The organism is Sulfitobacter sp. LC.270.F.C4, assembly GCF_032922545.1.
Lineage (GTDB): Bacteria > Pseudomonadota > Alphaproteobacteria > Rhodobacterales > Rhodobacteraceae > Sulfitobacter > Sulfitobacter profundi.
This window is the reverse complement of the sequence record NZ_CP136692.1, coordinates 3,289,746-3,302,314: the sequence shown is the minus strand read 5'-3', so window position 1 is coordinate 3,302,314 and position 12,569 is coordinate 3,289,746. Positions and strand designations below refer to the sequence as shown.

11 protein-coding genes are annotated in these 12,569 nt (G+C 64.0%); all 11 read right to left on the bottom strand.

Translation table 11 applies throughout. From position 1 onward, the window contains the following. Positions 1-80 precede the first annotated feature (80 nt). Positions 81-869: a GH25 family lysozyme gene (locus R1T45_RS19915; RefSeq protein ID WP_317390056.1), complete on the bottom strand. Its 789-nt coding sequence runs from the start codon at positions 867-869 to the stop codon at positions 81-83. Continuing rightward, entirely contained in the window at positions 866-1,519 is a 654-nt protein-coding gene (locus tag R1T45_RS19910; RefSeq protein WP_205570900.1) for a DUF938 domain-containing protein, read from the bottom strand. The genes R1T45_RS19915 and R1T45_RS19910 overlap by 4 nt, the downstream gene beginning before the upstream one ends. After that, complete coding sequence (locus tag R1T45_RS19905) at positions 1,516-2,454, bottom strand: aldo/keto reductase (protein WP_317390055.1); 939 nt, start codon at positions 2,452-2,454, stop codon at positions 1,516-1,518. Before R1T45_RS19905 ends, R1T45_RS19910 begins: the two co-directional genes overlap by 4 nt. A 65-nt stretch (positions 2,455-2,519) precedes the next feature. Then, the gene (locus R1T45_RS19900; protein ID WP_317390054.1) at positions 2,520-3,137 is read right to left on the bottom strand and encodes a glutathione S-transferase; all 618 of its coding nucleotides are present in this window, start codon (positions 3,135-3,137) and stop codon (positions 2,520-2,522) included. 115 nt (positions 3,138-3,252) lie between these two features. After that, complete coding sequence (locus tag R1T45_RS19895) at positions 3,253-4,326, bottom strand: BMP family ABC transporter substrate-binding protein (RefSeq protein WP_317390053.1); 1,074 nt, start codon at positions 4,324-4,326, stop codon at positions 3,253-3,255. A 71-nt stretch (positions 4,327-4,397) separates the two neighbouring features. Continuing rightward, positions 4,398-5,318, bottom strand: a complete 921-nt coding sequence (locus R1T45_RS19890; protein WP_120350281.1) for an ABC transporter permease — start codon at positions 5,316-5,318, stop codon at positions 4,398-4,400. After that, positions 5,318-6,400 (bottom strand): ABC transporter permease, encoded by a 1,083-nt coding sequence (locus R1T45_RS19885; RefSeq protein WP_317390052.1) that lies wholly within the window; start codon positions 6,398-6,400, stop codon positions 5,318-5,320. Before R1T45_RS19885 ends, R1T45_RS19890 begins: the two co-directional genes overlap by 1 nt. Before the next feature lie 42 nt (positions 6,401-6,442). After that, complete coding sequence (locus R1T45_RS19880) at positions 6,443-7,960, bottom strand: ABC transporter ATP-binding protein (protein ID WP_132444597.1); 1,518 nt, start codon at positions 7,958-7,960, stop codon at positions 6,443-6,445. Beyond that, positions 7,957-8,715 carry a xanthine dehydrogenase accessory protein XdhC gene (gene xdhC, locus R1T45_RS19875; protein WP_317390051.1) on the bottom strand — a complete coding sequence of 253 codons (759 nt, stop codon included), beginning with the start codon at positions 8,713-8,715 and terminating at the stop codon, positions 7,957-7,959. Before xdhC ends, R1T45_RS19880 begins: the two co-directional genes overlap by 4 nt. Beyond that, entirely contained in the window at positions 8,712-11,126 is a 2,415-nt protein-coding gene (gene xdhB, locus R1T45_RS19870; RefSeq protein WP_317390050.1) for a xanthine dehydrogenase molybdopterin binding subunit, read from the bottom strand. Before xdhB ends, xdhC begins: the two co-directional genes overlap by 4 nt. Continuing rightward, positions 11,123-12,514, bottom strand: a complete 1,392-nt coding sequence (gene xdhA / locus R1T45_RS19865; RefSeq protein ID WP_317390049.1) for a xanthine dehydrogenase small subunit — start codon at positions 12,512-12,514, stop codon at positions 11,123-11,125. Before xdhA ends, xdhB begins: the two co-directional genes overlap by 4 nt. Between the last annotated feature and the right edge of the window lie 55 nt (positions 12,515-12,569).

Below are 12,569 nucleotides of genomic sequence, written 5' to 3'. Positions count from 1 at the left end.
CATTCCGGGTGGTGTGCAGCGGTATTTAAGAAAGGATGAATGAGGGGGGGGGGGGGGGGGATGCGTTCCCCCCTTTGGCGTTAGCGCAGGGCGTGGGTGGCGACCCAGTTTTGCCACTCGGCGCTGCTGCCAGAGAAGGCGTTGATGTCTACGTCACCGCCGATGCCGGGAACGATGCCGGTTGCGCTATATTGCCAGAAACGCCAGGTTTGGCCGGGGTAGGCCTCGGCAGGGGCTTTGGCGGTGGTGCGCAGCCAGAAGTCGTAGCCGTTGAATCCGTTTAGCCCGTTTTGTCGATAGAATTCTGGCGTAGTGTAGATGACGGGGTGCTGGCCGTAGTGACGCTCGACCACGGCGAGCCAGCGGCGCATTTGGTCGCGGACTTCGGATGCAGGCGGGCGGATGTGGGCGCAGGTGGGGGAAAACGGGTTCCATTCCATGTCGAGCACCGGGGGCAGCATGCCGGGGGTGCGCGGCACGTTGCGGATGAACCAGCGGGCCTGATCCTCGGGTGAGGTGCAGAAGTAGTAGAAGTGGTAGGCGCCGCGTTTGACGGCGGCTTGTCCTGCGCCTTGCCAATGCGTGTCGAAGTTGATGTCTTTAAGGTCGCCGCCTTCAGTGGCTTTGATGAAGGCGAAGTTCACACCGTTTCTGCGGGCGGTGTTCCAGTCGATGTTGTTCTGAAAACGGGCCACGTCAATCCCGTGGACGGGGAAAGATTGCGGTGTGCGGCCGTTGAAATCCACCGGGTCGCTGTCGCCGAAACGGGCCGGAAAGAGCGTGCCGGGATCGGCGGGGGGCGGGCTGCCGGAGCGGCCACAGGCGGCGAGGGCAAGGAGCGACAGGAACAAGGCGCGGCGGAGGATCATGGGCTGGGCTTTCTGGCGATGAATGCGAGGTTGTTGGCGGGCATGTCCACTTCGTCGATCGGGCTAAGGCCCGCATCGCTAAGCCAGCGGGCTATGTCGATGTTGTCTTTGTAGCCGATCGTGGGGTCGGCGGCGCGCAGTTCGGCGTCAAAGCGGGTGTCGCCGGGGGAGGTGGTTTGGCCGGCGCGTTTGAAGGGGCCGTAGAGGATTAGTGTGCCGCCGGGGGCGAGGGCTGTGGCGGCTTCGGTGATCAGGCTCCGAGTGGCGGGGGTTGGGATGAGGTGCAGCAGGTTGGCCAGCATGATCAGGTCGAAGGGGCCATGTTCGCCCGCCCAGCCGGGCTGGGTCGCGTCGAGTGGCAGGGCCGGGGCGATATTGGGCAGGGTGGCCTCGGCCGCGTGGGCGTTGATGCTGGCGCGGCGGGCTGTGTCGATGTCGCTGGGCAGCCATGTGAGGCCCGGCAGGCGTTTGGCAAAGCCGACCACATGCTGGCCGGTGCCGCTGGCGATTTCCAGCGCGCGGCCTTTTTGTGGAGCGTGGGTTGCCAGCAGATCGCAAAGCGCGTCGAGGTTGCGTGCAGCGGCGGGGGCAAAAAGACGGTCGCCGCCTGCGTCTTCGGTGACGCTGGCACTCGGGGGCAGTCGGCTCATGATTGCTCTTCTAGCCGGTCGGTGGCCGGGGGCGGTGTGGGCGAGAGCGCGGCGATGGCGGCGTAGGTTTGTGGCGTCATTTGGTAGTTGAGCGCGGCCAGTGACGGTTCAAGCTGTGCCAAAGAGCGGGCGGAAATGATCGGGGTTGGCCACGTGGGGTGTGCCGCCGCCCATGCCACGGCGAGGGTCGCCGGATGGGTGCCGAGATCGCGGGCGAGGGCGGCCAGCCCGGCAGCGGCGCCGTGCATCACCTCTTGTCCGTAGCGGGCGGCATAACGGTCATCTTCGCTGAGGCGACCTGTGCCTCCGGTGGCATATTTCCCGGTGAGCAGCCCGCCGCCTAGGGGGGAGTAGGGCGCGACGAGAATGTCTAGGTCATGGGCCATGGGGAGGATCTCGACCTCGGCTTGGCGTTTGACGAGATTGTACATCGGTTGGATCACCGTGATCTCTAGGCCGAAGTCGGCGGCGATATGGGCCGCTTTGACGACCTGCCATGCGGCGAAGTTGGACAGGCCAACTTGGCGGATGTGGCCCAGATCTTTCAACTCGGCCAGCGCGGCGAAGCTTTCGGTCAGCGGTGTGTCCGGGTCGAAACGGTGCAGGTAGAGCACGTCGAGCGTATCAAGCTGCATCCGCTGGCGTGATGTCTCGGCAGAAGCGAGAATATTGGCACGCCCTGCGCCGCCGATATAGGCGGCTTTGGTGGCCACGATCAGGCTGTCGCGGCGGTCTTGCACGAACTGGCCCAGCAGGGTCTCGGACGCCCCGTCGGTATAGACATGCGCCGTGTCGAAATGCGTGATCCCCGCCTCGGTACAGGCGTCGAACATCGCGCGCGAGGCCGCCGCATCGGCACGGCCGCCAAATTGCATGGTGCCGAAGGCGAGGCGGCTGGCGGGGGTGCCGTCAAGGCTGGTGAGCATCTGGTTCATGCACGATTGGTGGCATGGGCGCTGCCCGCGCGCAATGGGCTTGGCGCGGGGCAGGCGATGGGGCGCTAGGCGTCCTGTGGCTCGCCTTTCTCTAGCGCGCGTTGGTAGGCGGGGCGGTTGTGGATCATCTCTACAAAGCCCTTGAGTGCCGGATAATCCGCAGCCCGGCCTTGGCGCATGGCAACCTCGGCGGGGAAGCTCAGCATGATGTCGGCTGCCGACAACGTATCTTGCACGAAGTGGCCGGAGGGGCGCACGAGGCTGTTCATATAGCTGTAGTGGTTGTCCAACTCTGAACTGATACGCGGATGTAGGGGCGCGGCGGCATCGCCCAAGCGTGAGACATAGAGGTTAAGCAGGATCGGCGTCATGGCGGAGCCTTCGGCGAAATGCATCAGCTCCATATGGCGCAGGAAGGCGGGCGTATCGCGTTCAGGGATCATTTCGGGCGCGAAGCGGGTGCAGAGCAGATCGACGATGGCAGCGCTTTCGACAACCAACTGGCCGTCAATCTCAATCATCGGGGATTTGCCCAAAGGATGCACCAGTTTCAACTCGGGCGGGGCGAGGTTGGTTTCGGCATCGCGCTGGTAGCGGATGACGTCATAGGGCTGATCCAACTCCTCCAGCAGCCAAAGGATGCGCTGTGAGCGGGAGCGGTTGAGGTGGTGCACGGTGATCATGGCAAGCGCCTTTCACGAAGAGGGAAGGGCGAGCCTAGCAACCCCGGCGCGGGCCGCAATGGAAAAGGGGCGCGCGGTTGCCCGCACGCCCCTGTCATCTGTGAGCCGGTTCGGCTTACTGCGGGATCGTGCCTTCGATGCCTTCGACATAGAAGTTCATGCCCGCGAGCGTGCCGTCATCGGCGGTCTCGCCCTCGGCCAGCCAAGCGGAGCCGTCCTGCTTATTGATCGGCCCGGTGAAGGGGTGGTATTCGCCCGACGCGATCTTGTCTTTCATTTCCAGCGCTTCGGCTTTCACGTCGGCGGGAACGGCGTCAGAGATCTCGCCAATGCCGACCATGCCCGGCCCGATGCCGTCCCATGTGTCGGTGGATTCCCATGTGCCGTCCATGACCGCTTTGACGCGCTCGATGTAGTAGGGTGCCCAGTCGTCAATGATCGAGGAGACGCGCGGCTTGGGACCGTATTGCGCCATGTCGGACGCCTGACCGAAGGTGATCACGTTGCCCGCTTCCTGTGCCGCCGCTTGGGGCGCGGTGGAATTGGTGTGTTGCAGGACCACGTCAGCGCCTTGTTCGATCAGAACCTTGGCGGCGTCGGCTTCTTTGGCCGGGTCAAACCATGTGTAGGCCCAGACGATTTTGAACTGAACGTCGGGGTTCACTTTCTTGGCGTGGATATAGGCGGAGTTGATGCCGCGGATCACTTCGGGGATCGGGAAGGAGCCGATGTAGCCGATGATATTGCTCTCGGTCATCGAGCCCGCGATGTGGCCCTGAATGGCGCGGCCTTCGTAGAAACGCGCGGAGTACGTCGAGACGTTGTCGGCGCGTTTGTAGCCGGTGGCGTGCTCGAACTTCACGTCGGGGAATTTCTTAGCGACGTTGATCGTGGGGTCCATGTAGCCAAAGGAGGTGGTGAAGATCAGGTCGGCACCGTCGAGCGCCATCTGGGTCATCACACGCTCAGAGTCCGGGCCTTCGGCAACGCTTTCGACGAAGACGGTTTCGACCTTATCGCCGAACTCTTCTTCGACGGCCAAGCGGCCTTCGTTATGCTCGTAGGTCCAGCCGCCGTCGCCCACGGGGCCAACAAAGACAAAGCCGACCTTGGTCTTGTCTTGGGCAACAGCGCCCGAAGCAAGGCCGAGCGCAAGTGCCGCGCTGGTCATAAGGGTGGATAGTTTCATGAGGTTTCCCCTGTTTACGTGCCCCTTGCTGGGGCTTGATGTGCGGCGCAGGGCCGCGTGACGTGATGCCCCTAGTTTGAGGCGTGGAAGGTGCGGCCCAGTGAGGCCGGCGCGGCGCTTTTATCCGCCGACAGCACCACCAGAACGATGATGGTGATGATATACGGCGACATTGCCAGATACTCTACCGGTATGGCAACGCCCGCGCCTTGCAAGTTCAACTGCAACTGGGTGATGCCGCCGAAAAGATAGGCACCCAGCAGCGCGCGCCATGGTTTCCAGCTGGCAAAGACGACGAGGGCAAGGGCGATCCAGCCGATCCCGGCGGTCATGCCTTCGGTCCATTGCGGCACACGGATCAGGCTGATGTAGGCGCCGCCCAAACCCGCGCAGGCCCCGCCGAACAAGATTGCCATCGTGCGGATGCGTTTGACCTTGTAGCCAAGCGCATGGGCCGCGTCGTGGCTTTCGCCCACCGCGCGCAGGATCAGCCCGGCGCGGGTGAATTTCAGCACCGCCCAGACCCCGGCGACCAGCGCGATGCCCAGGTAAAGGATGATGTCATGGGTAAAGAGGATCGGCCCGATGACGGGAATGTCGGCCAAGCGGCCAAAGTCGATATCGCCCAACCGTGGCGGTTTGATCCCGACGTAGCTTTGGCCGATCAGCGCCGAGAGGCCGAGGCCAAAGAGGGTGAGTGATAGGCCAGAGGCGACCTGATTGGCCAGCGCCACCTGCGTCAGGAAGGCGAAGAGCAGGCTGAGGACGGCACCGCCAACAGCAGCGGCGGCAAAGCCTAAAAGCGGCGAGCCGGTCTCGACCGCCGTGGCAAAGCCGCAGATCGCGCCAGTGATCATCATGCCTTCGACGCCGAGGTTCAGCACACCGGATTTTTCGACCACCAATTCGCCGATGGCGGCAAAAATCAGCGGTGTGGCCGCGACAAGGAAGCCTGCGACAAACAAGAGCGGGTTGATTGCAGAGAGATCCATCAGGCAGCCTCCGCCGCGCCAAGACGCAGCCGGTAATGTGTGAAAACGTCCAGCGCGAGCAGGAAGAACAGGAGCATCCCTTGGAACACTTGGATCGCAGCGGCGGGCAGGCCGAGGTTCGACTGCGCGATGTCACCGCCAATATACGTCAGTGCCATCAGCCCGCCCGCGAGCAGGATGCCGATGGGATGCAAACGGCCAAGGAAGGCCACGATGATCGCGGTGAACCCATAGCCCACGTTAAAGTCGATGGTGATCTGACCCGAGGGGCCCGCGACCTCAAACATCCCCGCAAGCCCGGCGAGCAGGCCCGAGGTGCCAAGGCAAAACAACACCAGCCGCGCCGGGTTCACACCCGAGAAACGTGCGGCGCGGGGGGCCTCGCCTGTCACGCGGATGGCAAAGCCCAACCGGTGTTTGGTCAGCAGCACATAGGCAAAGATCACCGCGATCAGCGCCGCGACCACGCCCCAATGCATGCCCGAGCCGGCGAAGAGTTCGGCGTTATGCGCGGGCGCATATTGTTGTAGGTTGCGCGACCCGGGAAAGCCGTAGCCCTCTGGGTTTTTCAGCAACCCCAGTGACATAGAGGCAAGGAATTGCTCAGCGACATAGACCAACATCAGCGAGACGAGAATTTCATTGGTGCCAAAACGCACCTTCAAAAGGGCCGGGATCATCGCCCAAAGCCAACCGCCAAAGGCGCCCGCGAGCACCATCAGCGGGAAGATGTACCACCCTTCGGCAGGGTAGAACGCCAGCCCCGCAGCCGCGCCAAAGATGGCGCCCATGATGTACTGCCCCTCGGCCCCGATGTTCCAGATGCCCGCCTTAAACCCAAGGCTGAGGCCGATGGCGATCAACACCAAGGGCGCGCCTTTGATCAGCAGTTGTGGGCGGTAATAAAAGGCATATTCGCCAAACAGCGGCTGCCAAAAGATCGTTTGCAGCGCCTCGACCGGGTCTTTGCCCAGCACGGCGAACAAGAGCCCGCCGAAGATGAAAGTGGCCAGCACCGCCATGATCGGCGTCGACAGGGAAAGGGCCCGGCTGGGCTGCGGGCGCTTTTCAAGGCGGATCACAGATCACCCCCAATGGTCAGAGTGAAAGATGCGAGGTTTGGCTTAGACATGCGCCACCTCCATGCCATGCGCGCCGCCCATCATCAGGCCGATCTCGTCGACCGTCAGCCCCTGCGCGGGGCGCGTCGGCGACAGGCGGCCTTCGTTTAGCGCGGCGAAATTGTCGGAAATCTCCATCAACTCATCAAGGTCTTGGCTGATGACGATCACGGCGGTGCCGCCGGAGGCGAGGTCCAAAAGCGCCTGCCGGATCGCGGCGGCGGCAGAAGCATCAACACCCCATGTCGGCTGGTTCACCACCAGCAGCTCGGGCCGTTGCAGCACCTCGCGGCCAATGACGAACTTTTGCAGGTTCCCCCCCGAGAGCGAGCGCGCCGCATTGCCGGGGCCGGGGGTGCGCACGTCGAATGTCTTGATGATCTTCTCGGCAAAGCTGCGCGCCTTGCCCCAGTCGAGCATGCCGCCCCGCTCCAGCCCTTCGCGGGCGGCACCGGTCAGCATCGCGTTTTCAGTTAGCGACATATCCGGCACGGCGGCGTGCCCGAGCCGTTCTTCGGGCGCGGTCAACACGCCGAGAGCCCGGCGCGCGGTGGGGCCAAGAAGGCCAATATCGCGCCCGTCAAAGGTGATCATGCCCGCGCCGACCAGCGTTTCACCCGAGAGAGCGTTGAGCAATTCATCCTGCCCATTGCCCGCAACGCCGCCGATGCCCAGCACCTCACCGCGCCGTACCTCGACCGAAATCTCGCGCAGCGGCATGCCGAAAGCATGGGGCGACCGCGCCGAGAGTTTGTTGAGCGTCAGCGTCACTTCGCCCGGTTCTTTGCTGTCGCGCGTGGGCGTTTTCAGCGCCGAGCCGACCATCATTTCAGCCATGTCGCGCGCGGATGTTTCGCGCGGGGTGCAATGGCCGACGACCTTGCCCAACCGCAGGATCGTCGCGCTGTCGCAAAGGCTGCGGATCTCTTCGAGCTTGTGCGAGATATAAAGGATCGCGGTGCCCTCTGCGCTGAGTTTGCGCAGGGTTTTGAACAGGATTTCGACCTCTTGCGGGGTCAGAACCGATGTCGGTTCGTCCATGATCAGCAGCTTGGGCTCTTGCAGCAGGCAGCGGATGATCTCAACCCGCTGACGTTCGCCTGCCGACAGATCGCCGACGGTGCGGTCAGGGGCAAGCGGCAGGCCATAGGTGTCCGACACGTCGCGGATTTGCTGGCTGAGTTCGCGCATGCGCGGCGGGTTTTCCATGCCGAGGGCGATATTCTCGGCCACGCTGAGCGCATCGAAAAGCGAGAAATGTTGAAACACCATGCCGACGCCCGCCTGTCGTGCCGCATGGGGATCGGTGGGGGCAAAGTTCTCGCCGCGCATCTGCATCTGGCCCGCGTCAGGTTTGACCAGCCCGTAGATCATTTTGACCAGTGTGGATTTGCCCGCGCCATTCTCGCCCAGCAGGGCGTGAACCTCGCCCGGAGCAATCCGCAGGGACACGTCATCGTTCGCGACGACGCCGGGGTAGGCCTTGGTCAACCCAGAGAGGTCGAGAAGTTTATCAGTCATGCGGAAACCTTTGTCTGGGTCCGGGCGATGAGAGAGATCAACGCACCATGTGCAATCTGGGCGGGCAGCTTGCCCAGCGACTTATCGCCAATAGGGCAGATGATGCCAGAGGGATCCAGCCCCATGTCGCGCAAGCGGCGGGAAAACCGTGACTTTTTTGTGTCAGAGCCGATCAGGCCGACGCTCTCTGCCCCGCGTTTAAGCAGGGCAGCGCAGAGGGCGAGGTCGATGTCATGGGAATAGGTAAAGATCAGGTGGTGCGCGTTTTGCGGTGCGTGTGCGGCAAGGCGCGGCATGTCGGCGGCAGGGGTGGCGGTGACATGGGGCGGCACGTTTTTGGGGAAACGGTCCGTCGCGCTGTCGATCCATGTGATGGCAAAGGCGTTGGCTGGGCAGGCGCCCACCACCGCGCGGCCCAGATGCCCCGCCCCCCAGAGCCAGAGGGGCGTGGCGCTCTCGAATGTGGCGTCCAGTGGCAGCGGCGTGGGGTTGTCGAGCGGGCGGGGCGCGGCAGTGTAGCGCAGGCTTACCGCGCCGCCGCAGCACTGTCCAAGGCCGGGGCCGAGAGGCAGGGTTTGGCTGTCCTCGAAACGCCCTTCGGCCAGCAGGCGGCGGGCATGGGCAATCGCCTGATGCTCCAACGCGCCGCCGCCGATGGTGCCGTCGATGCTGTCCGGCGTGACCTTCATCGCCGTGCCCGCATCCCGCGGGGCCGATCCGCGCGTGGCGGTGACCTCGACGTAGATAGCGGTCATTTCCGTGCCCGCCCGACGGCGGCAAGAACGGTCTCGGCGGTGGCGGGCGCTTGCAGATCGCCGTAGCTGTCACCGCAGGCTGCAACCGCGTCCGAGAGCGCCATGAAGGCCGAGATGCCCAGCATGAAGGGCGGCTCCCCCACGGCTTTGGAGCGGTAGACCGTCTGCGCCGGGTTTGGCTGGTCCCAGAGTTTCACGTTGAACACGGGCGGCCGGTCGGAGCAGGCGGGGATTTTATAGGTCGAAGGCGCGTGGGTGCGCAGGGTGCCGGTTTCGTCCCAGACCAGTTCCTCGGTCGTGAGCCAGCCCGCGCCTTGCACGTATCCGCCCTCAATCTGGCCGATGTCCAGCGCCGGGTTCAGCGAGGCGCCCGCGTCATGCAGGATGTCAGTGCGCAGAATGCGGTTTTCGCCGGTCAGCGTGTCGATCACCACTTCGGTGCAGGCGGCACCATAGGCGAAGTAGTAGAATGGCCGCCCGCGTCCGGCGATGCGGTCCCATTCGATGTCGGGCGTTTTGTAGAATCCCGTGGCCGACAGGCTGACGCGGTTTTCATAGGCCGAAGCGGCGGCAGCGGCAAAGGTGATCTCTTCGCCCCCGATCTGCACCATGCCGTCGGTGAAACGTACCTGATCTGGCGTCGTCTGGTAGCGTTCGGCCAGATGCGCCGCCATGCGGTCGCGGATCGTGTCGCAGGCGTTTTGCGCGGCCATCCCGTTGAGGTCTGACCCAGAAGACGCCGCCGTGGCCGAGGTGTTGGGCACTTTGGCGGTATCGGTGGCTGTAATCTTGACCGCCTCGGGCGAGACGCCAAAGCGCGACGCGGCGACTTGCGCAACCTTCTGGAACAGCCCTTGCCCCATCTCGGTCCCGCCATGGTTCAGGTGGATCGAGCCATCCTGATAGACATGCACCAGCGCGCCCGCCTGATTGAGGTGGGTGAGCGTGAAGGAGATGCCGAATTTAACCGGGGTGATGGCGATGCCGCGTTTCAGTAACGGGTTTGCGGCGTTCCATTCGGCGATGGCGGCGCGGCGGGCGTTGTAGTCGGCACTCTCAACCAGTCGGTCGGTCAGTGCATTGATGATACAGTCGGTGACCGGCTGCTGATAGGGCGTGGTCTGCACGTCCGACGGGGTTTCAGGGATCGCAGCCTTGCCAGTCGGCGCAGGGGGCGCGCCGCGAGAGGATAGATCGGCCTCTGCATCCGGTGGGGTGCGGTTGTCGATCGCGGTGCCGGTGGCCTCCACCTCGGTCGGGCGGTGGGCGTTGTCGGTGTAGTAATTCGCCCGGCGCACGGCGAGCGGGTCGAGGCCCAGTTCATGAGCGATATGGTCCATGACCCGCTCAATTCCGACCACCCCTTGCGGCCCGCCAAAACCGCGAAACGCCGTGGCGCTGGCGGTATTGGTGCGCAAGCGGTGCGAGGTGATGCGGATGTCGTGCAGATGGTAAGCGTTGTCGGCGTGCAGCATGGCGCGGTCGGCCACGGGCAGGCTGAGGTCCATCGACCAGCCGCAGCGGGTGTAATGGGTCACGTCCAGCGCGGTGATGCGCCCCGTCTCGTCAAAGCCTGCGTCGTAAGCGATGCGGAAATCATGCCGCTTGCCGGTGATGATCATATCGTCATCGCGGTCATAGCGCATTTTGCAGGGTTTGCCGGTCAGAGACGCGGCGACAGAACAGGCAATCGCCAGCGCGTTGCCTTGGCTTTCCTTGCCACCGAAACCACCGCCCATGCGCCGGGTCTCGACCCGCACGGCATGCATCGGGCGGCCAATGGCATGGGCCACTTTGTGCTGAATTTCGGTCGGGTGCTGGGTCGAGGAATGCACCAGCATGTCGCCGTTGTCCTGCGGCAGCGCCATGGCGGCCTGACCTTCGAGATAGAAATGCTCCTGCCCGCCCATCTCGATCTGGCCCGAGAGGCGGCGGCTGGCCTTGGAGAGCGCGGCCTCGGCATCGCCCTTCTGGTAGATGCGGGGGCCGTCTTCGAACCGGCTGTCGGCGGCGAGCGCCTGCTCGACGGTCAGGATCGGATCACGCGGGGTGATCTGTGGCTTGCCCAGTTGCGCGGCGCGACGGGCAGCGAGGTGGCTGGTGGCCACGACCAGATAGAGCGGCTGGCCCGCGAAATGGATTTCGCCCGTCGCCAAAAGCGGCTCGTCATGGTTCGAGGGTGAGGTGTCGCAGTCATGGAGGAGATCATCGGCAGTCAGCACTTTGACCACGCCGGGCGCAGACCGCACGGCGTCGAGGTCAAGCGCCGTCAATTCGCCCGCCGCGACGGGGCTGAGGCCAAAGGCCAGATGCAGCGTGCCGCGCGGGGTGGGGATGTCGTCTACATAGCGCGCGGCACCGGTGACATGGAGCTTCGCGGCGTCATGGGGAAGGGGCTTTGCAACGCTCATGCCGAGACCTCCTGCAGGTTGGTGGCTTGACCGTTGGCGTCATGGAAATAGCGCAGCAGCATGTTTTGCGCCGCCTCCATCCGGTAGCTGGCAGAGGCGCGCATGTCCGAGAGGGGGGTGAAATCGTCGGTCATCGCTGCCATCGCCTTGCGGATGGTGTCTTCGCTCCACGGTTGGCCGACCAGCGCCGCCTCAGCCGCAGCAGCGCGTTTCGGTGTTGCCGCCATGCCGCCAAAGGCGATGCGCGCGGTGAGGATTTCGGTGCCATTGCCGGTGATCGAAATACAGCCGCAGACCGCCGAAATATCTTGATCGAAGCGTTTCGACAGTTTGTAGCAGCGCAGGGTGTCATGTTGGCGGGGGATGAGGATGGCTTCGACAAATTCTCCCGCCGCGCGGTCTTGTTTGCCGTAGTCGAGAAAGAAATCCTCAAGCGCTATTTCGCGTCGCGCATTACCGCGCCGCAACTGCAGGGTCGCCCCAAGCGCAATCAGCGCGGGCGGGCCATCCCCGATGGGCGAGCCATTGGCGATATTGCCGCCCAGCGTCGCCGCGTTGCGCACCTGCGTCGAGCCATAGCGGCGCAGCATGGTACCCAAGCTGGGATGCAGGGGGGCAAGCTTTGCCTCTACCTCGGTCAGCGTGGTCATTGCACCGATGCGCAGGCCGGTTTCGTCCTCGGTGATGCCGCGCAGATCGGCGCAGCGGTTGAGGAAGGCGACGGCGCCCAGTTCGCGGAACCCTTTGGTGACCCAAAGACCCACGTCCGTCGCCCCGGCGATCAGCGTGGCATCGGGATTGTCGAGATACCAAGCGGCGAGTTCATCGCTGCTTTCGGGCTGCACATGCGGCGCGCCATCGACTTTGGCGGGCGCGGGGATGTTCTGCGCCAGCTTGTCTTTCAGGCTGCGCAGATGGGCGGGCACCGGCGCGCCTGCGGCGGCTTCCGCGGCGCGGATGATCGGGGCGTAGCCGGTGCAGCGGCAAAGGTTGCCAGCCAGTTGCACGTCATGATCCGTCGCACCATTGAGATGCGCCGTGGCCATGGAGACCACGAAGCCCGGCGTGCAGAACCCGCACTGGCTGCCGTGATGCTCTATCATCGTCTCCTGCACCGGGTGCAGCGTGCCATCGGCGCTCGCCATGCCCTCGACCGTGGTGACGGCCTTGCCGTTCACCTGCGGCAGAAACAGGATACAGCCATTGAGCGCGCGGCTGCCGTTTTCATCGGTGATCATCACCGAGCAGGCTCCGCAGTCGCCCTCGTTACAGCCCTCCTTGGTGCCGGTCAGGCCACGCTCTTCGCGCAGCCAGTCGAGCAGGGTGGTGGTCGGGGACACGTTGGAGAGTGACACGACTTCTCCATTGAGAAGAAAAGTGATGTCCATTGGTTCTCATCCGCCGCAGTACAAAGTGGCCCATAACGGTGCGCGGGGTTCGATG

Coding starts and splice junctions, on each gene's coding strand:
- R1T45_RS19915 (WP_317390056.1), bottom strand. CDS start 869: ATGATCCTCCGCCGCGCCTTGTTCCTGTCGCTCCTTGCCCTCGCCGCC.
- R1T45_RS19910 (WP_205570900.1), bottom strand. CDS start 1,519: ATGAGCCGACTGCCCCCGAGTGCCAGCGTCACCGAAGACGCAGGCGGC.
- R1T45_RS19905 (WP_317390055.1), bottom strand. CDS start 2,454: ATGAACCAGATGCTCACCAGCCTTGACGGCACCCCCGCCAGCCGCCTC.
- R1T45_RS19900 (WP_317390054.1), bottom strand. CDS start 3,137: ATGATCACCGTGCACCACCTCAACCGCTCCCGCTCACAGCGCATCCTT.
- R1T45_RS19895 (WP_317390053.1), bottom strand. CDS start 4,326: ATGAAACTATCCACCCTTATGACCAGCGCGGCACTTGCGCTCGGCCTT.
- R1T45_RS19890 (WP_120350281.1), bottom strand. CDS start 5,318: ATGGATCTCTCTGCAATCAACCCGCTCTTGTTTGTCGCAGGCTTCCTT.
- R1T45_RS19880 (WP_132444597.1), bottom strand. CDS start 7,960: ATGACTGATAAACTTCTCGACCTCTCTGGGTTGACCAAGGCCTACCCC.
- xdhC (WP_317390051.1), bottom strand. CDS start 8,715: ATGACCGCTATCTACGTCGAGGTCACCGCCACGCGCGGATCGGCCCCG.
- xdhB (WP_317390050.1), bottom strand. CDS start 11,126: ATGAGCGTTGCAAAGCCCCTTCCCCATGACGCCGCGAAGCTCCATGTC.
- xdhA (WP_317390049.1), bottom strand. CDS start 12,514: ATGGACATCACTTTTCTTCTCAATGGAGAAGTCGTGTCACTCTCCAAC.